The sequence below is a fragment of the Kosakonia oryziphila genome (genome assembly GCF_900094795.1).
Classification (GTDB): Bacteria; Pseudomonadota; Gammaproteobacteria; order Enterobacterales; family Enterobacteriaceae; genus Kosakonia; species Kosakonia oryziphila.
Genome location: NZ_FMBC01000050.1, coordinates 1 through 20,440, shown reverse-complemented (window position 1 = coordinate 20,440; position 20,440 = coordinate 1). Strand labels below are relative to the sequence as shown.

General features: G+C 53.3%; 29 protein-coding genes and 1 pseudogene. 23 read left to right on the top strand and 7 right to left on the bottom strand.

The genetic code is table 11. From position 1 onward, the window contains the following. Positions 1 to 6 precede the first annotated feature (6 nt). From GA0061070_RS19785 to GA0061070_RS19730, 13 genes are all read left to right on the top strand, one after another. The gene (locus GA0061070_RS19785) at positions 7 to 192 is read left to right on the top strand and encodes a hypothetical protein (protein ID WP_090137700.1); all 186 of its coding nucleotides are present in this window, start codon (positions 7 to 9) and stop codon (positions 190 to 192) included. A 198-nt stretch (positions 193 to 390) separates the two neighbouring features. Then, positions 391 to 594, top strand: coding sequence for a tail protein X (locus tag GA0061070_RS19780; protein ID WP_090137698.1), 204 nt, complete (start codon positions 391 to 393; stop codon positions 592 to 594). Continuing rightward, positions 585 to 806: an HP1 family phage holin gene (locus tag GA0061070_RS19775; RefSeq protein ID WP_090137696.1), complete on the top strand. Its 222-nt coding sequence runs from the start codon at positions 585 to 587 to the stop codon at positions 804 to 806. Before GA0061070_RS19780 ends, GA0061070_RS19775 begins: the two co-directional genes overlap by 10 nt. Continuing rightward, positions 790 to 1,299 (top strand): lysozyme, encoded by a 510-nt coding sequence (locus tag GA0061070_RS19770; RefSeq protein WP_090137694.1) that lies wholly within the window; start codon positions 790 to 792, stop codon positions 1,297 to 1,299. Before GA0061070_RS19775 ends, GA0061070_RS19770 begins: the two co-directional genes overlap by 17 nt. Next, positions 1,296 to 1,721, top strand: coding sequence for an Rz-like lysis system protein LysB (gene lysB / locus GA0061070_RS19765; protein ID WP_090137692.1), 426 nt, complete (start codon positions 1,296 to 1,298; stop codon positions 1,719 to 1,721). The genes GA0061070_RS19770 and lysB overlap by 4 nt, the downstream gene beginning before the upstream one ends. Then, the gene (lysC, locus tag GA0061070_RS25625) at positions 1,609 to 1,854 is read left to right on the top strand and encodes an Rz1-like lysis system protein LysC (RefSeq protein ID WP_244153174.1); all 246 of its coding nucleotides are present in this window, start codon (positions 1,609 to 1,611) and stop codon (positions 1,852 to 1,854) included. The genes lysB and lysC overlap by 113 nt, the downstream gene beginning before the upstream one ends. After that, positions 1,817 to 2,284 carry a phage tail protein gene (locus tag GA0061070_RS19760; RefSeq protein ID WP_090137691.1) on the top strand — a complete coding sequence of 156 codons (468 nt, stop codon included), beginning with the start codon at positions 1,817 to 1,819 and terminating at the stop codon, positions 2,282 to 2,284. The genes lysC and GA0061070_RS19760 overlap by 38 nt, the downstream gene beginning before the upstream one ends. Positions 2,285 to 2,371: 87 nt before the next feature. Continuing rightward, on the top strand, positions 2,372 to 3,007 hold the full coding sequence (locus GA0061070_RS19755; RefSeq protein WP_090137690.1) for a phage baseplate assembly protein V: 636 nt from the start codon (positions 2,372 to 2,374) through the stop codon (positions 3,005 to 3,007). Continuing rightward, positions 3,004 to 3,351, top strand: a complete 348-nt coding sequence (locus GA0061070_RS19750; RefSeq protein ID WP_090137688.1) for a GPW/gp25 family protein — start codon at positions 3,004 to 3,006, stop codon at positions 3,349 to 3,351. Before GA0061070_RS19755 ends, GA0061070_RS19750 begins: the two co-directional genes overlap by 4 nt. A gap of 4 nt (positions 3,352 to 3,355) precedes the next feature. Next, positions 3,356 to 4,264: a baseplate assembly protein gene (locus tag GA0061070_RS19745; RefSeq protein ID WP_090137685.1), complete on the top strand. Its 909-nt coding sequence runs from the start codon at positions 3,356 to 3,358 to the stop codon at positions 4,262 to 4,264. Next, the gene (locus GA0061070_RS19740; RefSeq protein WP_090137682.1) at positions 4,257 to 4,787 is read left to right on the top strand and encodes a phage tail protein I; all 531 of its coding nucleotides are present in this window, start codon (positions 4,257 to 4,259) and stop codon (positions 4,785 to 4,787) included. The genes GA0061070_RS19745 and GA0061070_RS19740 overlap by 8 nt, the downstream gene beginning before the upstream one ends. 8 nt (positions 4,788 to 4,795) lie before the next feature. After that, a complete protein-coding gene (locus tag GA0061070_RS19735; RefSeq protein ID WP_244153173.1) occupies positions 4,796 to 6,400 on the top strand; it encodes a phage tail-collar fiber domain-containing protein in 1,605 nt (534 codons plus the stop codon). Beyond that, positions 6,388 to 7,002 (top strand): tail fiber assembly protein, encoded by a 615-nt coding sequence (locus tag GA0061070_RS19730; RefSeq protein WP_090137680.1) that lies wholly within the window; start codon positions 6,388 to 6,390, stop codon positions 7,000 to 7,002. The genes GA0061070_RS19735 and GA0061070_RS19730 overlap by 13 nt, the downstream gene beginning before the upstream one ends. Before the next feature lie 679 nt (positions 7,003 to 7,681). Here the strand turns inward: GA0061070_RS19730 and GA0061070_RS26045 are convergent. Next, positions 7,682 to 7,783, bottom strand: a complete 102-nt coding sequence (locus GA0061070_RS26045) for a hypothetical protein (protein ID WP_244153175.1) — start codon at positions 7,781 to 7,783, stop codon at positions 7,682 to 7,684. Between the two features lie 365 nt (positions 7,784 to 8,148). On the opposite strand from GA0061070_RS26045, the gene GA0061070_RS19720 reads away from it, so the two are divergent. From GA0061070_RS19720 to GA0061070_RS19685, 8 genes are all read left to right on the top strand, one after another. Continuing rightward, a complete protein-coding gene (locus GA0061070_RS19720; protein ID WP_090137678.1) occupies positions 8,149 to 9,330 on the top strand; it encodes a phage tail sheath protein in 1,182 nt (393 codons plus the stop codon). A 12-nt stretch (positions 9,331 to 9,342) separates the two neighbouring features. After that, a complete protein-coding gene (locus GA0061070_RS19715; RefSeq protein WP_090137676.1) occupies positions 9,343 to 9,861 on the top strand; it encodes a phage major tail tube protein in 519 nt (172 codons plus the stop codon). A gap of 62 nt (positions 9,862 to 9,923) precedes the next feature. Then, the gene (locus GA0061070_RS19710; protein WP_007370715.1) at positions 9,924 to 10,205 is read left to right on the top strand and encodes a phage tail assembly protein; all 282 of its coding nucleotides are present in this window, start codon (positions 9,924 to 9,926) and stop codon (positions 10,203 to 10,205) included. Between the two features lie 32 nt (positions 10,206 to 10,237). Beyond that, positions 10,238 to 10,357 carry a GpE family phage tail protein gene (locus tag GA0061070_RS19705; RefSeq protein WP_061493592.1) on the top strand — a complete coding sequence of 40 codons (120 nt, stop codon included), beginning with the start codon at positions 10,238 to 10,240 and terminating at the stop codon, positions 10,355 to 10,357. Next, a complete protein-coding gene (locus tag GA0061070_RS19700) occupies positions 10,350 to 12,095 on the top strand; it encodes a phage tail tape measure protein (RefSeq protein ID WP_090137673.1) in 1,746 nt (581 codons plus the stop codon). Before GA0061070_RS19705 ends, GA0061070_RS19700 begins: the two co-directional genes overlap by 8 nt. 2 nt (positions 12,096 to 12,097) lie before the next feature. Then, the gene (locus tag GA0061070_RS19695; protein ID WP_090137671.1) at positions 12,098 to 12,559 is read left to right on the top strand and encodes a phage tail protein; all 462 of its coding nucleotides are present in this window, start codon (positions 12,098 to 12,100) and stop codon (positions 12,557 to 12,559) included. Next, positions 12,556 to 13,716, top strand: coding sequence for a contractile injection system protein, VgrG/Pvc8 family (locus tag GA0061070_RS19690; protein ID WP_090137669.1), 1,161 nt, complete (start codon positions 12,556 to 12,558; stop codon positions 13,714 to 13,716). Before GA0061070_RS19695 ends, GA0061070_RS19690 begins: the two co-directional genes overlap by 4 nt. Positions 13,717 to 13,798: 82 nt before the next feature. Further along, positions 13,799 to 13,993, top strand: a complete 195-nt coding sequence (locus GA0061070_RS19685; RefSeq protein ID WP_090137667.1) for a DNA-binding transcriptional regulator — start codon at positions 13,799 to 13,801, stop codon at positions 13,991 to 13,993. Between the two features lie 189 nt (positions 13,994 to 14,182). On the opposite strand, the gene rplS is transcribed toward GA0061070_RS19685, so the two are convergent. The 5 genes from rplS to ffh all read right to left on the bottom strand — a co-directional run bounded on the left by rplS (position 14,183) and on the right by ffh (position 17,800). Next, positions 14,183 to 14,530, bottom strand: a complete 348-nt coding sequence (gene rplS, locus GA0061070_RS19680; protein ID WP_002914145.1) for a 50S ribosomal protein L19 — start codon at positions 14,528 to 14,530, stop codon at positions 14,183 to 14,185. Between the two features lie 41 nt (positions 14,531 to 14,571). Beyond that, positions 14,572 to 15,339: a tRNA (guanosine(37)-N1)-methyltransferase TrmD gene (gene trmD / locus GA0061070_RS19675; protein WP_090137666.1), complete on the bottom strand. Its 768-nt coding sequence runs from the start codon at positions 15,337 to 15,339 to the stop codon at positions 14,572 to 14,574. Positions 15,340 to 15,369: 30 nt separating this feature from the next. Continuing rightward, positions 15,370 to 15,918, bottom strand: coding sequence for a ribosome maturation factor RimM (gene rimM / locus GA0061070_RS19670; RefSeq protein ID WP_090137665.1), 549 nt, complete (start codon positions 15,916 to 15,918; stop codon positions 15,370 to 15,372). Between the two features lie 18 nt (positions 15,919 to 15,936). Then, positions 15,937 to 16,185 carry a 30S ribosomal protein S16 gene (gene rpsP / locus GA0061070_RS19665; protein WP_090137664.1) on the bottom strand — a complete coding sequence of 83 codons (249 nt, stop codon included), beginning with the start codon at positions 16,183 to 16,185 and terminating at the stop codon, positions 15,937 to 15,939. Positions 16,186 to 16,438: 253 nt separating this feature from the next. Beyond that, on the bottom strand, positions 16,439 to 17,800 hold the full coding sequence (gene ffh, locus GA0061070_RS19660; RefSeq protein ID WP_090126412.1) for a signal recognition particle protein: 1,362 nt from the start codon (positions 17,798 to 17,800) through the stop codon (positions 16,439 to 16,441). Between the two features lie 167 nt (positions 17,801 to 17,967). Between ffh and GA0061070_RS19655 the strand changes: the two genes are divergently transcribed. Beyond that, on the top strand, positions 17,968 to 18,756 hold the full coding sequence (locus GA0061070_RS19655; RefSeq protein ID WP_090137663.1) for a cytochrome C assembly family protein: 789 nt from the start codon (positions 17,968 to 17,970) through the stop codon (positions 18,754 to 18,756). Positions 18,757 to 18,774: 18 nt separating this feature from the next. Further along, positions 18,775 to 20,061, top strand: coding sequence for an HlyC/CorC family transporter (locus GA0061070_RS19650; RefSeq protein WP_090137662.1), 1,287 nt, complete (start codon positions 18,775 to 18,777; stop codon positions 20,059 to 20,061). A 37-nt stretch (positions 20,062 to 20,098) separates the two neighbouring features. Here GA0061070_RS19650 and GA0061070_RS19645 read toward each other — a convergent pair. Next, positions 20,099 to 20,440, bottom strand: a pseudogene (locus GA0061070_RS19645) (IS4 family transposase); the annotation flags it as partial.

Here is a 20,440-nt window from a genome sequence, read left to right as displayed (position 1 = left end):
GGATTCATGGTGTCTGAACGGAATGAACGCGCTCAGCGGAAATGGGCGTGCGTAAGGTTTATTGCCGAGTTATCGCTGCTCCACCATTGCAAAAAGGAAGAGCTGGAAATGGCGCTGTGGCTGATTGCCGACATGGCAGAAAGCGAAAGCGCGACCGCGCAGGAAAGAGACATCTTTTACCATGTAGAATAGCGGCCAGACCGCGCCGCTTACGGCGGCCTGCGCGCCAGATCATACCTGCACCGTTTCAGGCCGCCCCTTCCAGCTTTACACTACTTTCGCCCTGTTGTGCCAGCGTACAGCCAGCGGCGACAGATAGCGTCCGCCTGCTCCGGTCTGGAGACTTAATGGTGGGAAAAATCCTTCCTGACGGTAAGAGACGCGAAAACGATGAATGTAATCACACAACAGGGCGATACGCTCGATCTCCTTTGCCTGCGCTATTACGGCTACACCCAGGGTGTGGTTGAAACGGTGCTGGCGGCCAATCCTGGCCTTGCCGATCTGGGCGTGATTTTGCCTTACGGTACTCCGGTCAATCTGCCAGAAACGCAGGCACCGACGCAGACAGAAACGGTGAATCTATGGGCCTGACTATCGAAAAAGTCACCTCGTCGCTGGCGTACTGGATAAGCGTCGCGCTGACCTTTTTCGGTGCGATGACACCGCAGGATTTCGCAGCCTGGTTCGGCGCGCTGGGCGTTGCCGTCACCGTCGCCGTGAACTGGTATTACCGCCGCAAAAGCTATCTGTTCCTGAAATCCTGCGCCATGAGCCAGGAGGTGATGAATGGATTTACCCGTTAAGCGTTGTAGCGCCGTGGTCGTGCTGGCACTGGCGGTGCTGGTACCGGATTTTCGTTTACTGCATACCTCGCAGCAGGGGCTGGCGCTGATTGCCGATCTGGAAGGCTGTCGTCTGCGGCCGTACCAGTGCAGCGCCGGCGTCTGGACATCCGGCATTGGCCACACCGCTGGCGTCGCGCCAACACGGGATATCAGCGAAAAAGAGGCGGCGGTGAATCTGGTTGCCGATGTACTGCATGTTGAGCGACGGCTGGCAGCCTGTGCGCCAGTTGCCATGCCATCACAGGTCTATGACGCGGTGGTCAGTTTCGCCTTTAACGTCGGTACCACTGCCGCCTGCCGTTCGACGCTGATGTGGTTTATCAACCACAAACAGTGGCAACCGGCCTGCGATCAGCTGCCGCGCTGGGTGTTTATCAACGGCGATCGCAATCGCGGTCTGGAAAACCGCCGCGAGCGCGAGCGCGCCTGGTGCCTGAAGGGGGTGAAATGACAGCCCGACTGATTGCCCTGCTGCTCACTGTGCTGGGCGCAATATGGCTGGTGCAGCAAAACCATGCGCTGCGCAGTGCGCTTTCGCAATCCACCCAGCTTACGCACGAGCAAAACAATACCATCGCGCAATTAAAAGCGCAGAACGCCGCCGCTGATGAGCTGGCGGCCAATAACGAGCAAGCGCAGGTGGCGCTGCGTCAGCAACTTAATGCCGCCAGCGAACAGGCCATGCGGCGCGAACAAACCATCACAAGGTTACTCCATGAAAATGATGCCTTTCGCCGCTGGTATAACACTCAGTTGCCTGATGCTGTGCGCCGGGTGCACCAGCGCCCCGCCTGCCCCTCTGCCGGTCACTGTTTACAACCGTTGTCCGCAGGTCAGCCTGTGTCCGATGCCGGGCAGCGATCCGCAAACTAACGGCGATTTAAGCGCCGATATCCGTCAGCTTGAGCGCGCACTGGAGAATTGTGCACTGCAAGTTGAAACTGTTAAACACTGCCAGGATGAGATAAATGCTAAAACCCAACACGCTGCGCAACGCCCTGACTGATGCTGTCCCGGCGCTGCACAACAACCCCGATACGCTGCGGCTGTGGGTGGACAAAGGCAGCAATATCGCCACGTTTGCCCCTTCGCTGTCGTTTGAAAAACAGTTCAACCTCAACGTCGCCATCAGCGCTTTTTCCGGCGATATCGATACGATTTTTGTGCCAGTCATGGCCTGGCTGCGTGACAACCAGCCGGACATTCTCACCGTCGAAGCGGGACAGCGCGGCTGCTTTAGCTGGTCACTGACGACCAACAGCGACGGCACGCAGGATCTGACGATTATCCTGCAACTGACCGAGCGTACCAAAGTAACGGAAGTCGATGGCGCGCTGCACGCTGAGACGCTACCGGAGCCGTTGCCGCCAGCACTGGTTACCCGCCCGGTTGAACTCTATATCAACGGTGAACTGGTGAGCCGCTGGGTTTCATAATGCCCGAAAATGCGCCCCGCGTTGTGCCAAAAACCGGACAGCCTTGTCCGTTTTTCAAAGACGGGGCCGCATAGCATCATTTCCGCTATGAACACACAACTCTCGCTCCAGGAAATGGCCCGCGCACTGCGCAATATGATCCGTACCGGGATTATCGTCGACATCGACCTGACTTCCGGGCGTTGTCGAGTGCAGACAGGCGGCATCGTTACTCAGTGGTTGCAGTGGTTAACCCACCGCGCCGGACATTCACGTACATGGTGGGCACCCTCGGTCGGCGAGCAGGTTTTACTGCTGGCGGTCGGCGGCGAGCTCGACACCGCTTTTGTGCTGCCAGGCATTTTTTCTGACGACAACCCGGCACCAGCCGTTTCGGCGGACGCCTGGCATGTCGCCTTCCCTGATGGCGCGGTGTTCGAATACGAACCACAAAACAGCGCGTTGAAAGTCAGCGGCATTAAAACCGCCGATATCACCGCGTCCCAATCCGTAACCGTCAGTGTGCCGGAAGTGAAGGTTGTCGCCTCCACCCGCATCACGCTTGATACCCCGGAAGTAGTTTGTACCAACAAGCTCATCACCGGCACGCTGGAGGTGCAAAAAGGCGGCACGATGAGCGGCAATATCTCGCACAGCGGTGGTTCGTTGTCCTCTAACGGCAAAGTACTGCATACCCATCAACACCCCGGCGACAGCGGCGGTACCACAGGAGCGCCTCTATGACAGTGCAATACAGTGGCTTTGACCGCACCACCGGCCAGCGCCTGACCGATACCGAACATATCCGCCAGAGCATCAGCGATATTCTGCGCACGCCTGTTGGCTCACGGGTAATGCGCCGCGATTATGGCTCGCTACTGTTTGAGATGCTCGACCAGCCACAAACCCCGGCGCTGACGCTGCAGATTCAGGCCGCCTGCTATATGGCGCTGCTGAAATGGGAACCGCGTATCACGCTGAGCTCAGTGACAACCGAGCGGCAGTTCGACGGCAAGATGATTGTCAATCTGACCGGCCAGCTCGCCAGTACCGGCGAATCCCTTTCGTTAACCCTTCCAGTGAGTTAAAACCATGCCGATTGTTGACCTGAGCAAGCTTCCTGCTCCAGACGTTATCGAAGCGCTCGACTACGAAACGATTCTCGCTGAGCGCAAAGCGACGCTGGTATCTCTGTTTCCTGCCGACGAGCAGGAGGCCATCGCCCGGACACTGGCGCTGGAATCCGAGCCGCTGACCAAGTTTCTCGAGGAGAATGCTTACCGCGAAGTGCTGTGGCGCCAGCGCGTTAATGAAGCCGCCCGCGCCACTATGCTGGCTTATGCATCCGGTAACGATCTGGATGTCATTGGGGCAAATTACAACGTATCTCGTCTTGAGATCGCTCCTGCCAATGAGGACGCTATCCCGCCTGTTGCCGCAGTAATGGAATCGGACAGCGATTTTCGACTGCGCATTCAGCAGGCGCTGGAAGGAATGAGTGTCGCGGGTTCAATCGGTGCTTATGAATTCCACGGTCTCAGTGCAGACGGGCGTGTCGCAGATATTTCAGTGATGAGCCCGGAACCCGCCATGGTAACGGTATCAGTGTTATCGCGTGAGGGGAACGGCGTGGCACCGGATGACCTGCTTACCACTGTGCGTATTGCGCTGAATGATGAAGATGTCAGGCCAGTGGCTGACCGGCTCACCGTGCAGTCGGCCAATATTGTCGATTATCAGATTAACGCCACGCTTTATCTTTACCCTGGTCCGGAGAGCGAACCGATACGCAGAGCCGCCGAAACAAAACTTCAGAGTTATATCAGCGCCCAGCACCGCCTCGGCCGTGATATTCGAAAATCTGCAATCTACGCAGCATTACATGTAGAAGGCGTACAGCGCGTTGAGCTGGCCGCGCCGCTGGACGATATCGTGCTCGATAAAACGCAGGCTTCAAACTGCACAAATTACCAGATTGTTGTTGGAGGTTCCGATGAGTGATTCGCGGTTGCTACCGGTAGGTTCATCACCACTTGAGGTGGCTGCCGCGCGCGCCTGTGCTGAGATCGAAAACACCCCAATACCGCTGCGCCGCCTGTGGAACCCTGATATTTGTCCGGCCAGCCTTTTGCCGTGGCTGGCATGGGCGTTTTCCGTTGACCGCTGGGACGAAAACTGGCCGGAGGAGACGAAACGGGACGTTATCCGTAGCGCGTACTTTATCCATTGTCATAAAGGCACTATCGGCGCGGTGCGGCGTGTGGTCGAGCCGCTCGGCTATCTCATTAATGTTACCGAGTGGTGGGAGACCGACGATCCACCAGGCACATTTCGCCTTGATATTGGTGTACTGGAAACCGGTATTACCGAGGAGATGTTTTTCGAGATGGAACGGCTTATCAATGATGCGAAGCCCGCCAGCCGCCATCTCATTGGGCTGAATATCATTCAGGATGTTGCTGGTTATCTCTATACCGGCGGCCTGAATTATGGCGGCGACATTACTACTGTTTATCCGGAGTGAGTGAGAAAATGGCAATGAAATACAAAACCGTCGTCACCACGGCAGGGGCAACAAAATTCGCGGCGGCCCTGACGCCGGGTGGGAAAAAGGTGAATATCACCGCGATGGCCGTCGGTGATGGCGGCGGTACGCTACCTGAACCGAACGCCGGACAGACGAAGCTGGTGAATGAGGTCTGGCGCCAGACGCTGAATAAAATCAGCCAGGACAACAAATATAAAAACTACGTGGTGGCCGAGCTGGTTATCCCTCCAGAAACGGGCGGTTTCTGGCTACGTGAAATGGGGCTTTATGACGACACCGGTACACTGGTCGCCGTCGGCAATATGGCCGAAAGCTATAAGCCAAAACTCGAAGAGGGTTCCGGACGGGCTCAGACCCTGCGCATGGTGATTATGCTGTCCGATGTTACCTCCGTTGAGCTAGCTATTGACAGTTCCATCGTGATGGCCACACAGGAGTATGTGGATGACAAACTCGCGGAGCATGAGCAATCGCGACGTCACCCAGATGCCACACTGACGGACAAAGGCTTTACACAGCTCAGCAACGACACAAACAGCACAGCGGAGAACGTCGCCGCCACCCCCAAAGCGGTGAAAGCGGCATGGGACCTCGCCAGTGGCAAATACACGGCACAGGACGCGACCACGACGCAGAAAGGGCTTGTCCAGCTTAACAGCGCGACCGATAACGCGTCTGAGACGCTCGCAGCAACGCCGAAAGCGGTTAAGGCTGCTAATGACAATGCAAATGGCCGGGTTCCGCTAATCCGTAAGGTCAATGGCCGGGCTTTATCCGACGATATCAACGTAACGGCACAGGATATCTTCAATGGTCAGGCTGTAGAAATCGGAAACGGTGCAGATCTCAACGCCTTTCTGACACCTGGCTTGTATTATCAGGCCCATAATGAATATGCAGCGGTGGGTGCTAACTACCCGGCCCCTTACGCCGGTTCGCTTGAGGTATATAAGCACGCTGGCATTACGCAGATTTACCGTATTTATAATAATTCCCGCTCTTTCGTCCGGACGCTTTATAACGGGATGTGGAGCGCATGGGTCTCCAGTATTGATGCAGCCGGAGGAATCATTAGCGGAGAGCTGAATCTGCACAATGGATTCTGGGTTGCGGATAAGCAGACCGGTATTACCTTCGGTAATGATGATGCCAGCTTTAAAAGCGCCAACATGATGATTAAATCCTGGTATGGGATAGGTTTTTATTCCACACTTACCGGGAATGAGGGGATGGCGGGCTATATCAATGTCCGAACCGGTCTTTTGCAAATGGCCGGGCAAATAGTACCCGGAAACTACAGCAATTTCGACGCGCGATATATTCAGGATTTAAGCCCTTATGCAACAACAGCATGGGTCGGCGGTAATTTTGCATGGTCTTCGTGGGTGGGTGCTAATTTCCTGCAAGGTGGCATCAGATTAGCTTCATTAGGAGAAACAAATAACGGGAATAATGCTAATAATTTTGCCTATGCACCAAATGGGGCTGTTGTAACTGCGTCGATGCAAAAGGCAGACTATACAGCAATACAATATCGTTATATTCAATATAACATCGGCGGAAACTGGTACACGGCATGGGTGGCTTAATGACAATGCAATCAGGCGTATTTAAAAAATATGAACCATTAGAGAAATGGGGCAGATACACACCGGAGGATGTTGCAAAACTTTCACCCGATGAACTTGAATTATATTACATCGCAAAATCTCCGGGAATGAATGTAGTTTTTCTGAAAGATGAGAATGATAACGACTGGTATCGGTGGCTTAAGACGCTGTCGACTGAAACGCTTAAGATATCATTTAATCCGGATTCAAAAGAAATCGTCCACTTTTCTTATGATGCGAGCAAAATTTTTCCGGTTAATCAGATTGTGGTGGAAATCGCGCCGGAGAATGTGCCGGGTGAATTTACCGCTGCGGGAGAAAAAGCAATCGGCGGAGCATTTATTTTTGATGGTGGGAAAATCACTGCCGCGCCCGTGGACGATGAGGCAGAAGCACAACGCAAAAAGCTGGAGCTATTAACTCAGGCAAATAACATGATTTCGATACTTCAGGATGCTGTTGAATTAGGTATGGCTACGGGAGAGGATGAAACTAGTCTTGTTGCCTGGAAAACATACCGGGTTACGCTGAATCGCGTTGATATCCATAATCCACAATGGCCGGATAAGCCAGCCAGTTAAATGTTTTATTTAACCGGCTGATGGGTCACAGGATGTGAGTATTTAATTTTATCCGTGTTATACACAAGCAGGGCAGGAATTTATCTTTTTTTAATTCCTGCCGCACCATTTCACGGTCACGATCCATATATCTGTTGCATTGGCAGCACATCAATAATCTGTTCATTACTATTGAGATAGGGGAGATCATACTCGGCATGCAAGATTGTAGACATCCTCTTCGAAATGTGCTCCGGGAGCATAATCCATAAGAAGTGCCAACCAGCAGATATAATCGCGCGACGGAGTTTAAAGAGGTTTTTCGAAATAAAGCATTTGTTCAGGCAGGATTTCTCAATGTTTCTGAAGTCTTCCAGTTTGCCTTTAAAATACCCCCTTAAATTGCGTAAGGTCGTTGCTCGCGACAGCTTACACAGTTTTTCGCTGCCATCTGGGTTAAATCCTCGTAAGTTAAACTGGTAGTTATAAAAGCCATGTGCAGCGAAGTATAGAATTTTTTAGGATTAATTGCGCAGATTTCTTCTGGAGAAAATGTTTCGTCAACGTCAGAAACCAGGATCAGATCATCATCCTGTGCATACTTAAGGCCTTGCTAATAGCGTTTTTCTGGGCCGTTTCGTTCGCCCGTGCACCAACTTCGTCCGCAACCCCATTCATTTTTTTCTTAAGAGGTTTCTCATCATGGACGACATGGATAATTTTGTCCTTTAAAACGGGTGAACTTTTCAATATTGAAGCGCAAGTTTCTTAGCTTGCCGGTAAATGTATGAGTTGATTCCATAATCACAAAGCGATCAACAACGTCAACAAGAGTATTTAAACGAATATCAAGAAGCATTTCTTCATAGTAATACTAAAAACAATCATAAATACTGCACTTATTCTCTAATTATTTGGTTGAGCAGTGAGTTATCCGTAACTCAATAATGCAGAATTCTCGTATATTGTAAATGGTTAGTAAAGGATACCAACTACAAACAATCGTTTTTGGGCTAAATGAACCCCATATGTTAAATGGTCGCGATGGGTAATTGAGCGAGACATTTCTCCCACAGTTGTACTGTGACTTAACCAACCCCAACAAATAGCGCGAAGCCGCTGCGGCCTGGAGAATAGCACTCACCCCAACACCACGGAGTTAAACGGATGAGTGATTATCATCATGGCGTTCAGGTCGTCGAAATCAACGACGGCACGCGCGTCATTTCCACTGTCTCAACCGCCATTGTCGGCATGATATGTACTGCCAGCGATGCCGATGCGGCAACCTTTCCACTGAATGAACCTGTGCTTGTCACCAGCGTACAAAGTGCCATCGCCAAAGCGGGTACCAAAGGTACGCTGGCTTCTTCGCTGCAAGCCATTGCCGACCAGGCAAAACCGGTTATCGTCGTTGTGCGCGTCGCTGAAGGCAGCGGCGATAATGCGCAGGCGCAGACGATTTCCAACATCATCGGCACCACCGACGAAAACGGCAAATACACTGGCCTGAAAGCGCTGCTGACCGCTGAAGCCGTCACCGGCGTGAAACCGCGTATTCTGGGCGTTCCCGGTTATGACACGCTGGAAGTCGCCACTGCGCTGGCACCTGTCTGTCAGAAGCTGCGCGCCTTCGGTTATGTCAGCGCCTGGGGCTGCAAAACTATTTCCGATGCGATTAAGTATCGCGAGAACTTCAGTCAGCGCGAACTGATGGTGATCTGGCCGGATTTTCTCTCCTGGAATACGGTGGCGAACGCGACGGCAACCGCCTACGCGACCGCCCGCGCACTTGGCCTGCGTGCGTATATCGACCAGTCCGTCGGCTGGCACAAAACGCTGTCCAACGTTGGTGTGAATGGCGTCACCGGCATCAGCACCCCGGTCTTCTGGGATTTGCAGGAGTCCGGCACCGATGCCGACCTGCTGAACGCTGCGGGTGTGACCACGCTGATTCGCAAAGATGGCTTCCGCTTCTGGGGCAACCGTACTTGCTCCGACGATCCGCTGTTCCTGTTTGAAAACTATACCCGCACCGCGCAGGTTATCGCCGACACCATGGCGGATGCGCATATGTGGGCGGTCGACAAACCGATCACCGCGACGCTTATCCGCGACATCATCGACGGTATCAACGCCAAGTTCCGCGAACTGAAAAGCAACGGTTACATCATTGATGCCACCTGCTGGTTCGACGAGAGCGCCAATGACGCCGAGACCCTGAAAGCCGGGAAACTGTATATCGATTATGACTATACGCCGGTGCCGCCACTGGAAAACCTGACCTTACGCCAGCGTATCACCGATAAATATCTGGCGAATCTGGTCTCCTCGGTCAACAGCAATTAAGGAGCCTGATAAATGGCAATGCCGCGAAAACTGAAATATATGAACGTGTTCCTCAATGGCTACAGCTATCAGGGGATCGCAAAATCCATCACGCTGCCGAAACTGACCCGCAAACTGGAGAACTACCGTGGCGCAGGCATGAATGGTATCGCGCCGATTGATATGGGTCTTGATGACGACGCCATGGCAATGGAGTGGTCGCTGGGCGGCTTCCCGGATGAGACTATCTGGGAACTGTATGGCGCAACCAGCGCCGATGCAGTGCCGATCCGCTTTGCTGGTTCCTACCAGCGCGATGACACCGGTGAAACGGTCGCTGTTGAAGTGGTGATGCGTGGTCGTCAGAAAGAGATCGACACCGGCGAGAACAAGCCGGGCGAAGACACCGAGTCCAAAATCTCCGTCGTCTGCACCTATTTCAAACTGACGATGGATGGCAAGGAACTGGTGGAAATCGACACCATCAACATGATCGAAAAAGTGAACGGCGTCGATCGTCTCGAACAGCACCGCCGCAATATCGGCCTGTAACCCCTGCCCGGTCAGCCTGGCTGGCCGGGACTTCCCTTCGCTAACGCAATCACGAGGATTTTATGAGCAACGAAACTGATAACGTCGTTACCCTGGAAACGCCAATCAAACGCGGCGAACAGCTTATCAACGCTGTTACCCTGATGAAACCGAATGCCGGCACTCTGCGCGGTCTGAGCCTGGCGGCAGTGGCGAATGCTGAAGTGGATGCGCTGATTAAAGTGCTGCCGCGCATCACCTCGCCTTCCCTGACCGAACAGGAAGTCGCAGCGCTGGATCTGGCGGATATGGTCGCGCTGGCAGGCAAGGTGGTCGGTTTTTTGTCGCCGGTTTCGGCACAGTAAGTTTTCCGGCCAACCTGTCGGTTGACGATTTGATGGCGGATATCGCAGTGATTTTTCACTGGCCGCCATCAGAACTCTATCCCCTGAGTCTGAGCGAGCTCATCACATGGCGCGAAAAGGCGCTTCAGCGAAGCGGAAATACACATGAGTAACAGCACAAATATTGACGCACTGCTCACGGCTGTTGACCAGGCAACGCGCCCGTTTAAAAACCTGCAAACGGCGAATGTTTCGCTTGCTGCCGACATCAAAGAGACGGAGAAAAATCTGAGCGGGCTGTACAGCCAGCTCGCCCAGGTTGAGGGTTTAACGCAGGCCGAAAAATCCCTTTCAGTACTCAGCCTGCGCCTGCAAACCGTGCAGTTGCGCGCGCAAAAGCTAACGGAGCAAGGTCCGCCGACCCGTAGCCACGCCAGCATTCTTAACTTCACGCAGGAGCGTATAACCGCGCTTCAGCAACAGCACGAAACGGTGCGCGGAGCGGTGATCGACCACCGATTAACGCTGCTGCGTGCAGGCATTGAGCCGAATGCGCCGACAGCGGCAAAACTGCAACTGCAAAGCCAGATCAACGATAATCGCGCGCAGCTCATCACGCAACAGCAGGCGCTGAAGCAGGAAAACCGGCAAAAACGCGCAGAAAAAATCCAGGCGGCCCAGCAAACGATTCAGAGTATCGCCGGGAAAGTCTCTGCGGTGGGACAAACCGGAATGTCTGTCGCCACTTCTGGCTTCAACATCGGCAAAAAACTGCTACAACCAGGCTATGAGCAATCGCTGAAAAATAGCGTACCGGCACAACCTGGCAGTGAAGTGAGCATCCCGGCAAATACAGCAAGTACGCCAGGTAGGGTAAATGCGGTAAGTGCTGCACAGGTGGGCAATCTCGGTACCGATTTACAGGCGCTGCAAAGCGTTTATCAGTCGCTGAGTGTGGATATTTTCAGCACCCAGGAATCCTCTTTACGCCAACTGGTACAAACCGCCACCCAGTATCTGGGGCAACTGCAACAGTGGGTACAGAACAACCAGGGGCTGGTGCAAACCTTCGGCCTGATTGCCGCCGTCGTGGTCGGCGTCGCCGGGGCGATTGGCACCGTGGCGGGCGTTATCGCGCCGGTCTTTACTGGCATTAGTACGCTTATCACCATCGCGACTACTTTTGGCAGCGTCTTTACCACTGTCTGCGGCGGGATTATGGCGGTGCTCGGTTCGCTCACGCTACCGATTGTCGGCATAATTGCCCTTGTTGCCACCGCCGCGCTGGCCATCTACACCTACTGGGAACCGATTAGCGCATTCTTTGGTGGGGTAATGGCCGGGATTAGCGCCGCGTTCGCCCCGCTCGCCGCGCTATTCGTACCTTTTCAGCCTGTTTTCGACGCCATTGGCAGCGCACTTTCGGCAATCAAGAACCTGTTCAGCGATCTGATTGCCCCTATCACGCTCAGCCAGCAGACACTTGAAAACTGCGGCAACGCCGGGAAGATCTTTGGTAAGGCACTGTTTTGGGCGCTGACCTTCCCCTTTACTCCGCTGATATTGCTGATTAAAGGCGTCGGCTGGTTGCTGGAGAAACTCGGCATCGTGAACAAGCAACCAGCGATTGAGATCCCCAAACCGCAGGTGGACGCAACGGCGACGGGGACAACATTCGGCTACGTCCAACCAACCAGCACAATGCCGGGCTTTAACAATTACCAGGCAGCCAAACCCGCTGGTGGTAATTCGTATGTCGATCAGAGCAAAACGGAATATAACGTCACGTTACAGGGCGATATCGCCCCCGGTAGCAACAACGAGCGCTACCTGCAGGATCTGTTCCGTCAGGACGCGGCGAATAAACGCAACAGTACCCTTTCGCAATTCAATCCATCAGGAGGGTTTTAATTATGATGCTGGCGCTGGGACTTTTTGTCTTTATGCGGCAAACGCTGCCATTCCAGAACCTGAACCGCAACTCTACATTTACCTGGAGCAGCAACGCGCGTGTCGGTAAACGCGCGGCGTATCAGTATATCGGTCCAGGCGAAGATACCCTCGAAATGACCGGCGCGCTCTACCCGGAACTGACTGGCGGCGTGCTGTCGCTGTCGGCCTTGCGCCTGATGGCTGAACAGGGCGGAAAATGGCCGCTTATCGACGGCACGGGAATGATTTACGGTGTGTATGTTATAAGCGGCGTCAGAGAGAACGGCTCCGAATTTTATAGCGACGGCTCGCCGCGTAAGATCAGTTTCACACTGAATTTGACCCGGGTCGACGAGTCGCTGCTCTCCATAGCAGAAGATATGTATACGAAAGGCAGCAAACTGCTCAACGATGCCACCAAAATGCTGGGGAGTCGCGGATGATTGACGCTCTCGATAACGATCTGACGCGGGGAGACGCCCCCGCGTTTAAGCTGGAGCTGAACCAAAAACCCGCCAGTGGCACCAGCAGCGCCTCTGCGGGAAAAAACGGCAACAGCAAAGACGAAAAAAAAGACATTACCGCCAAGCTCGCTCCACGATTAGTCGCGCTCACGGTCACGGACAACCGCGGTTTTGAAGCCGACACGCTGACGCTGACGCTGGATGACAGCGACGGCAAAATCGAAATGCCGGAACGAAACGCACAGGTTAACGTCTCGATTGGTCGACAGGGTTCGGTGCTGACCAACATGGGAAGTTTTATTATCGACCAGGTCACGCATCAGGGCACACCGGATCAGCTAGTGATTACCGGGCGCAGCGTCGATTTTCGCAATGATATGAACACCCCAAAAGAGCGGTCATGGCATGACACAACGCTCGGTGAGATCGTGAAAGACATTGCCTGGCGCAATTCGCTGAGCGCCAGCGTTTCGCCGGAACTGGCCGGTATTAAGATTGCGCATATCGACCAGTCCAAAGAGAGTGACATCGCGTTTCTCACTCGGCTGGCTATCCGCAACGGCGCCGAAATAGCCGTAAAATCGGGCGTACTGATTTTTCTTGTGCCGGGTAAATGCGTACGAGGCGGTAAGGCCGTATCAACCGTGACTATCAGCCGTAGCGATGGCGATTCTCATACGTTTGATTTAGCCGATCGTACGACGTACGGCAGTATCATTGCGCGCTGGCAGGATACTAAAACGCCGCAGAAGCAGGTTAAACAGGTAAAACTGACGCGTAAAAGTGCCGACACACAGCAAGCGTCAACGGATTACCTCGCCGGTTCAATAGAGAATGTCAGCATCCTGCAAAACATGTTCGCCTCCAAAGATGAAGCCATCCGCGCAGCAGAAGCGGAATGGCTACAACGTCAGAGAAATGCGGCGCTATTTAGCCTGACTCTCGCACAAGGACGGGCCGACATCGCGTCGGAAACGCCCATCCGGTTATCAGGCTTTAAGGATGTGATCAATAAAACGCCCTGGGTGATCAAAAAATTAACTCATGGCATTGATCAAAAAGGCTTTATTACAAAACTGGATCTGGAAGCCGACATCCGAAACGTGGAGTATGACATGGAGGAATCCAGCGTCTGAAACGTCAAATGCAACCATTAACTTGCATTTGCGAGTTAATGGTTTATTATTACTGGCATAAACACGCTGGAGAAATCACAAAATGATGCATTGCCCGTTATGCCAGGAAGCGGCTCATGCGCGTTCGAGCCGCTATCTCAGTACCGAAACCAAAGAACGCTACCACCAGTGCCAGAACATCAACTGCGGCTGCACCTTCGTGACCCACGAATCGCTGGCGCGCTACATTGTCCGTCCTGGCGCGACAGAAACCGCACCGCCCCACAGCGGGCGATAATACCGGCAATATTCCATCCCAAAGCCTGCGCCAGCAGGCTTTTTTTTGCCTGCTATTCAGTACCGCTATTCAGTGCCGCCACAGGTGATCCGCTGCCGCCATTCTGCCGCCATCGCCAATAAAAAAGGGGTTAGCATTATGCTAACCCCTTGTTCTATAACACGCTTTGGATGTAGTGCGTGCGTTTTATCAGTTAAGACGCTCTTTAATACGAGCAGACTTACCGGTACGCTCACGCAGGTAGTACAGTTTAGCTTTACGTACAGCACCACGACGTTTAACAGCAATGCTGTCAACTACCGGAGAGTGAGTCTGGAAGACACGCTCAACGCCTTCGCCGTTGGAAATTTTACGAACAGTGAATGCAGAGTGCAGACCGCGGTTACGAATAGCGATAACCACGCCCTCGAATGCCTGCAGACGTTTTTTGGAACCTTCAACAACCCATACTTTCACTTCCACGGTATCACCCGGACGGAAGGAAGGTACGTCCTGCTTCATCTGCTCTTGTTCAAGTTGCTTAATAATGTTGCTCATAATTTAATCTCTTATCCTGGGTAAACTGATATTCGGGTGACTTAAGCCATCCCATCATGTTTGTGTTGCTGTTGCGCGTGTTCTCGTTGGAACTCCGCCAGCAACCTTGCTTGCTCTTCAGTCAGAGCCAGGTTTTCCAGAAGTTCAGGTCTTCTAAGCCAGGTTCGGCCCAGCGACTGCTTCAAACGCCAGCGACGTATCTCAGCATGGTTCCCCGACAGTAAGACCGCCGGTACTTCCATTCCTTCTAACACTTCAGGTCGGGTGTAGTGAGGACAATCCAGCAACCCGTCAGCAAAGGAATCTTCCGTTGCCGATGCTTCGTGCCCCAGTACCCCCGGAATAAATCGGGAAACCGAGTCAATCAGCGTCATTGCTGGTAACTCACCGCCGCTGAGAACGTAATCGCCGATAGACCATTCTTCGTCAATCTCGGTTTGAATTACGCGCTCGTCTATCCCTTCGTAGCGACCACACACCAGAATCAACTTCTGATTGGTAGCCAGCTCGCTAACGCCTGCTTGATCAAGCTTGCGTCCCTGAGGTGACAGATAAATCACTTTGGCGCCTTCGCCCGCCGCGGCTTTTGCTGTATGAATGGCATCCCGCAACGGGTTCACCATCATTAACATCCCCGGTCCGCCGCCGTAAGGACGATCGTCCACGGTACGGTGCCGGTCATGAGCGAAATCACGCGGACTCCAGCTCTGGATGCTCAGCAGGCCATTTTTTACTGCCCGGCCAGTTACCCCGTAGTCGGTAATCGCGCGGAACATTTCAGGAAACAGGCTAATTATGCCAATCCACATAGCGCCGTCTTTTACCGTATATCCGGAGGTTTAAAAACCAGGATCCCAATCTACTTCAATGGTTTGAGTAGTGAGATCGACTTTCTTGATAACCTGCCCATCGAGGAACGGAACCAACCGCTCCTTGATACCAAATGCATCTTTCAGGTTTGCCTTGATGACGAGAACGTCATTAGACCCGGTTTCCATCATATCGACGACTTTACCGAGGCTGTAACCTTCAGTAGTCACTACCTGGCAACCCATCAGGTCTTTCCAGTAGTAGTCACCCTCTTCCAGTTCCGGCAACTGCGAGGAATCCACGACGATTTCGCAATTCGTCATCAGATTCGCTGCATCTCTGTCATCAATACCTTTCAGTTTGATGACGATGTCCTGATTGTGGTAGCGCCAGCTTTCCAGCTCAATGCTCTGCCACTGACCCGCCTTCTGGATAAACCAGGGCTGATAGTCAAAAATGCTTTCGGCGTCTTCGGTGGAGGAAAACACTCTGAGCCAACCACGAATTCCGTAAGAAGATCCCAGCTTGCCGACAACAATTGGCTCAACAGGGACCACTGCGGCTTGTTGCTTGCTCATCATGACCACCGTGACAGATTAAGCTGCTTTCTGTGCTTCTTTGATCAGCGCGGAAACGCGATCGGAAACAGTAGCGCCCTGGCCAATCCAGTGCTGAATACGATCCAGCTCCAGGCGGGTGCCTTCTTCTTTTTCAGAAGCGATCGGGTTGAAGAAACCAACGCGCTCAATGAAGCGGCCGTTGCGTGCATTGCGGCTGTCAGTAACAACAACCTGGTAGAACGGACGCTTTTTAGCGCCGTGACGTGCTAAACGAATAGTTACCATAACATCCTCTTGTGTGAATAAAACACCAGGCCCCATCGAGGAACGGAGCCCGGTGTCATATTAAAAGCCCGAAAATTTTACTCATTTTTTGCTAAAAAGCAATCGACACGTGCTTTTTAGTGTACTGAGCCAGGGCGTCGCCGTTGCAGCCAGTTTGGTGTCGGCGTGCGCGCAAAAAGCGGAGCGTACACGGAGTACGTGAGCATTTTGAGCACACCCCGGTGCCAAAATGGCAAAAAAGCCAGGCCGTTTATCAGCGCCCAGGGAAGCCTGGCGGCATCATCCCCTTCATCCCGCGCATCATCTTCGCCATCCCGCCCTTCTTCATCTTCTTCATCATGCGCTGCATGTCGTCGAACTGTTTGAGCAGACGGTTCACATCCTGCACCTGCATACCGCAACCAGCAGCAATACGGCGTTTACGGGAACCTTTGATGATGTCCGGGTTGGCGCGCTCTTTCAGCGTCATGGAGTTGATAATCGCCTCCATACGTACCAGCACTTTGTCATCCATCTGTGCTTTCACGTTATCCGGGATCTGCCCCATGCCCGGCAGCTTGCCCATCAGGCTCGCCATGCCGCCCATGTTTTTCATCTGGCGCAACTGCTCAAGGAAATCAGTCAGATCAAAACCGTCGCCTTTTTTCAGTTTATTCGCCAGCTTTTCAGCCTGTGCGCGGTCAACCTTGCTCTCGATATCTTCGATAAGCGACAGCACATCGCCCATACCGAGAATGCGCGAGGCGATACGATCCGGATGGAACGGCTCCAGCGCTTCGGTTTTCTCGCCGACGCCAAGAAACTTGATCGGTTTGCCAGTAATGTGACGAATCGACAGCGCCGCACCGCCGCGGGCGTCGCCGTCCACTTTGGTCAGCACTACACCGGTAAGCGGCAGCGCTTCATTAAAGGCTTTTGCCGTGTTCGCCGCATCCTGACCGGTCATAGCATCGACAACAAACAGCGTTTCCACCGGGTTAATCGCGGCATGAACCTGTTTGATTTCGTCCATCATCGCTTCATCAACGTGCAGACGACCGGCGGTATCCACCAGCAGCACGTCGTAGAACTTCAGCTTCGCTTCTTTCAGCGCCGCGTTAACGATATCGACCGGCTTTTGTGCGGCATCAGAGGGGAAGAAATCCACCTCGACCTGCTGCGCCAGAGTTTCCAGCTGTTTGATCGCCGCCGGGCGATAAACGTCCGCCGAAACGACCATCACTTTTTTCTTGTGCTTTTCGCGCAGGAACTTACCAAGCTTACCGACACTGGTTGTTTTACCCGCACCTTGTAAACCCGCCATCAGCACCACCGCTGGCGGCTGCGCGGCGAGGTTCAGGCTCTGGTTCTCTTCGCCCATCGCCGCAACCAGTTCGTTACGCACGATTTTGACGAACTCCTGACCCGGCGTCAGGCTCTTATTGACTTCATGACCAACCGCTTTCTCTTTTACACGGTTGATAAAGTCACGCACGACCGGCAGCGCAACGTCCGCTTCCAGCAATGCCATGCGCACTTCGCGCAGGGTATCTTTGATATTGTCTTCAGTGAGGCGTCCACGGCCACTGATATTGCGCAGCGTGCGCGACAAACGATCGGTTAAATTATCAAACATTGTCTCTCGCCTGAGGTGATACGGTTGGCCGCCAGGGCGACGCATTACAGAAATTTGCCGGAGTATAACATGAAGACATTGCTCCTGTATGTGATGCAACTGTTGGAGCCAACGTCACGTGACGTTATACTGCTTTTCTTTCTTCTTCAGTCAACTGCCGACACCCTATGCCCGTTTTTGCTCTGATCGCTCTTATTGCCTACTCAATCAGCATCGCGCTGATCGTACCCAGCCTGCTGCAAAAAAACAGCGGATGGCGCAGAATGGCTATTCTTTCGGCGGTGATCGCGCTTATTTTTCACGGTTTTGGGCTGAAAGAGCGCCTGTTCCCGGACGACGGCGGGCAAAACCTCAGCCTGCTGAATGTCGGTTCGCTGGTCAGTTTGATGATCTGTACGGTGATGACCATTGTCGCCTCGAAAAACCGCGGCTGGCTGCTGCTACCCATTGTCTACACCTTCGCGCTGATCAACCTCGCCTTCGCCATTTTCGTGCCGAATGAGTACATTATTCACCTGGAAGCGACGCCCGGCATGCTGGTGCATATCGGCCTGTCGCTCTTCTCTTATGCCACACTGATTATTGCGGCTATGTACGCCCTGCAACTGGCCTGGATTGACTATCAACTGAAAAACAAACGGCTGGCGTTCAGCAGTGAAATGCCGCCACTGATGGTGATCGAACGTAAAATGTTTCACATCACCCAGGTGGGCGTGGTGCTGCTGACGCTGACGCTTTGCACCGGCCTGTTCTATGTGAAAAACCTGTTCAGCATGGAAAATATCGACAAAGCGGTGCTCTCTATTATCGCCTGGTTTGTCTATATCGTGCTGCTGTGGGGCCATTATCATGAAGGCTGGCGCGGTCGCCGGGTCGTCTGGTTTAACGTCGCGGGCGCCGGTATTTTAACGCTGGCCTACTTTGGCAGCCGCGTCCTGCAACAGATTGTAAGCTAACACGCAAAGGAGTTCCCCCTGGAACACATCTCCACCACGACACTGATCATTACCCTGGTAATCATGGTCGTGGTCTCGGCCTATTTCTCCGGTTCTGAAACCGGAATGATGACGCTGAACCGCTATCGTTTGCGCCACCTGGCTAAACAGGGTAACCGCGCGGCCAGACGTGTCGAAAAACTACTGCGCAAGCCCGATCGCCTGATTAGCCTGGTGCTGATTGGCAACAACCTCGTTAATATTCTGGCTTCGGCGATAGGGACCATCGTCGGCATGCGCCTGTACGGTAACGCCGGTGTGGCGATTGCCACTGGCGTGTTGACCTTTGTCGTGCTGGTATTCGCCGAAGTGCTGCCCAAAACCATCGCTGCGCTCTACCCGGAAAAAGTCGCCTTCCCCAGCAGCTTCCTGCTGGCACCATTGCAGGTGATTATGATGCCGCTGGTGTGGCTGCTTAACGGCGTCACCCGCGTGCTGATGCGCATGGTTGGCATCAAAGCCGATGTGGTGGTCAGCGGCGCGCTCAGCAAAGACGAACTGCGCACCATCGTTAACGAATCCCGGTCGAAAATCTCACGTCGTAACCAGGACATGCTGCTGTCGATTCTTGATCTGGAAAAGGTGAGCGTCGACGACATTATGGTGCCGCGTAATGAGATAGTCGGTATTGATATCAATGATGACTGGAAAGCCATCGTGCGCCAACTGACGCACTCGCCGCACGGGCGCATTGTGCTGTATCGCGATTCACTGGATGACGCCATCAGCATGCTGCGTGTACGTGAAGCCTACCGGCTGATGACCGAGAAGAATGAGTTCACCAAAGAGGTGATGCTGCGCGCCGCCGACGAAATTTACTACGTGCCCGAAGGTACACCACTCAGCACACAACTGGTCAAATTTCAGCGCAATAAAAAGAAAGTCGGGCTGGTCGTTGACGAGTATGGTGATATTCAGGGACTGGTGACGGTCGAGGACATTCTTGAAGAGATCGTCGGCGATTTCACGACCTCCATGTCCCCGGCGCTGGCCGATGAAGCCACACCGCAAAATGACGGTTCGGTGATCATCGACGGTAGCGCCAGCGTGCGCGAGCTGAACAAAGCATTTAACTGGCGATTGCCGGAAGAAGAAGCCCGTACGATTAACGGTATGTTGCTGGAGGCGCTGGAGGAGATTCCGGCTGTCGGCACACGCGTACGCATTGAGCAGTACGACATCGATATTCTCGATGTGCAGGACAATATGATTAAGCAGGTCAGAGTGATCCCGGTAAAAGCCCTGCGGGAAAGCGTGACCGAATAAACAAAAAACCCTCTCCTGGCGGAGTAATGCTTGTCAGTTAAGCTTTTGAAGGTAGCCGTAACGCGTAACGTTGCGGCTTCTTTTTTACCGCTCTTGGGTAATGTCTTACCCTACGTGGTGGCAGGACAAAGCTCTCTGCCATATCCAGTATTTCTTTGATTAGCTTTGGTATTTTACCCGGCGCTACTGCCGGCAGGATACTCAGTTGGGCCGTCAGATAAAGACTCGCCTGCTTAAAACCTATCTGATAAGGCTCCACTCCTTTCAGGCTGCAGGCCATCTGCGTCATCATAAAACGCAGCTGGTTGTAGGCCAGTACAACTCCCCACAGTTCCTGTTCCACCAGTTCGGGTTTCCGGCTTCTCAGCGTCAGTTCATT

What these genes read in the sequence shown, in the direction of transcription:
- GA0061070_RS19785 (WP_090137700.1), top strand. Translation starts at nt 7, where the DNA reads ATGGTGTCTGAACGGAATGAACGCGCTCAGCGGAAATGGGCGTGCGTA.
- GA0061070_RS19730 (WP_090137680.1), top strand. Translation starts at nt 6,388, where the DNA reads ATGGGTGGCTTAATGACAATGCAATCAGGCGTATTTAAAAAATATGAA.
- GA0061070_RS19745 (WP_090137685.1), top strand. Translation starts at nt 3,356, where the DNA reads ATGCCGATTGTTGACCTGAGCAAGCTTCCTGCTCCAGACGTTATCGAA.
- GA0061070_RS19740 (WP_090137682.1), top strand. Translation starts at nt 4,257, where the DNA reads ATGAGTGATTCGCGGTTGCTACCGGTAGGTTCATCACCACTTGAGGTG.
- GA0061070_RS19750 (WP_090137688.1), top strand. Translation starts at nt 3,004, where the DNA reads ATGACAGTGCAATACAGTGGCTTTGACCGCACCACCGGCCAGCGCCTG.
- lysB (WP_090137692.1), top strand. Translation starts at nt 1,296, where the DNA reads ATGACAGCCCGACTGATTGCCCTGCTGCTCACTGTGCTGGGCGCAATA.
- rimM (WP_090137665.1), bottom strand. Translation starts at nt 15,918, where the DNA reads ATGAGCAAGCAACAAGCCGCAGTGGTCCCTGTTGAGCCAATTGTTGTC.
- GA0061070_RS19780 (WP_090137698.1), top strand. Translation starts at nt 391, where the DNA reads ATGAATGTAATCACACAACAGGGCGATACGCTCGATCTCCTTTGCCTG.
- GA0061070_RS19705 (WP_061493592.1), top strand. Translation starts at nt 10,238, where the DNA reads ATGGCGGATATCGCAGTGATTTTTCACTGGCCGCCATCAGAACTCTAT.
- lysC (WP_244153174.1), top strand. Translation starts at nt 1,609, where the DNA reads ATGCTGTGCGCCGGGTGCACCAGCGCCCCGCCTGCCCCTCTGCCGGTC.
- trmD (WP_090137666.1), bottom strand. Translation starts at nt 15,339, where the DNA reads ATGTGGATTGGCATAATTAGCCTGTTTCCTGAAATGTTCCGCGCGATT.
- GA0061070_RS19775 (WP_090137696.1), top strand. Translation starts at nt 585, where the DNA reads ATGGGCCTGACTATCGAAAAAGTCACCTCGTCGCTGGCGTACTGGATA.
- GA0061070_RS19760 (WP_090137691.1), top strand. Translation starts at nt 1,817, where the DNA reads ATGCTAAAACCCAACACGCTGCGCAACGCCCTGACTGATGCTGTCCCG.
- GA0061070_RS19755 (WP_090137690.1), top strand. Translation starts at nt 2,372, where the DNA reads ATGAACACACAACTCTCGCTCCAGGAAATGGCCCGCGCACTGCGCAAT.
- GA0061070_RS19690 (WP_090137669.1), top strand. Translation starts at nt 12,556, where the DNA reads ATGATTGACGCTCTCGATAACGATCTGACGCGGGGAGACGCCCCCGCG.
- rpsP (WP_090137664.1), bottom strand. Translation starts at nt 16,185, where the DNA reads ATGGTAACTATTCGTTTAGCACGTCACGGCGCTAAAAAGCGTCCGTTC.
- GA0061070_RS26045 (WP_244153175.1), bottom strand. Translation starts at nt 7,783, where the DNA reads ATGGAATCAACTCATACATTTACCGGCAAGCTAAGAAACTTGCGCTTC.
- GA0061070_RS19770 (WP_090137694.1), top strand. Translation starts at nt 790, where the DNA reads ATGGATTTACCCGTTAAGCGTTGTAGCGCCGTGGTCGTGCTGGCACTG.
- GA0061070_RS19710 (WP_007370715.1), top strand. Translation starts at nt 9,924, where the DNA reads ATGAGCAACGAAACTGATAACGTCGTTACCCTGGAAACGCCAATCAAA.
- GA0061070_RS19695 (WP_090137671.1), top strand. Translation starts at nt 12,098, where the DNA reads ATGATGCTGGCGCTGGGACTTTTTGTCTTTATGCGGCAAACGCTGCCA.
- GA0061070_RS19700 (WP_090137673.1), top strand. Translation starts at nt 10,350, where the DNA reads ATGAGTAACAGCACAAATATTGACGCACTGCTCACGGCTGTTGACCAG.
- GA0061070_RS19735 (WP_244153173.1), top strand. Translation starts at nt 4,796, where the DNA reads ATGGCAATGAAATACAAAACCGTCGTCACCACGGCAGGGGCAACAAAA.
- rplS (WP_002914145.1), bottom strand. Translation starts at nt 14,530, where the DNA reads ATGAGCAACATTATTAAGCAACTTGAACAAGAGCAGATGAAGCAGGAC.
- ffh (WP_090126412.1), bottom strand. Translation starts at nt 17,800, where the DNA reads ATGTTTGATAATTTAACCGATCGTTTGTCGCGCACGCTGCGCAATATC.
- GA0061070_RS19655 (WP_090137663.1), top strand. Translation starts at nt 17,968, where the DNA reads ATGCCCGTTTTTGCTCTGATCGCTCTTATTGCCTACTCAATCAGCATC.
- GA0061070_RS19685 (WP_090137667.1), top strand. Translation starts at nt 13,799, where the DNA reads ATGATGCATTGCCCGTTATGCCAGGAAGCGGCTCATGCGCGTTCGAGC.
- GA0061070_RS19715 (WP_090137676.1), top strand. Translation starts at nt 9,343, where the DNA reads ATGGCAATGCCGCGAAAACTGAAATATATGAACGTGTTCCTCAATGGC.
- GA0061070_RS19720 (WP_090137678.1), top strand. Translation starts at nt 8,149, where the DNA reads ATGAGTGATTATCATCATGGCGTTCAGGTCGTCGAAATCAACGACGGC.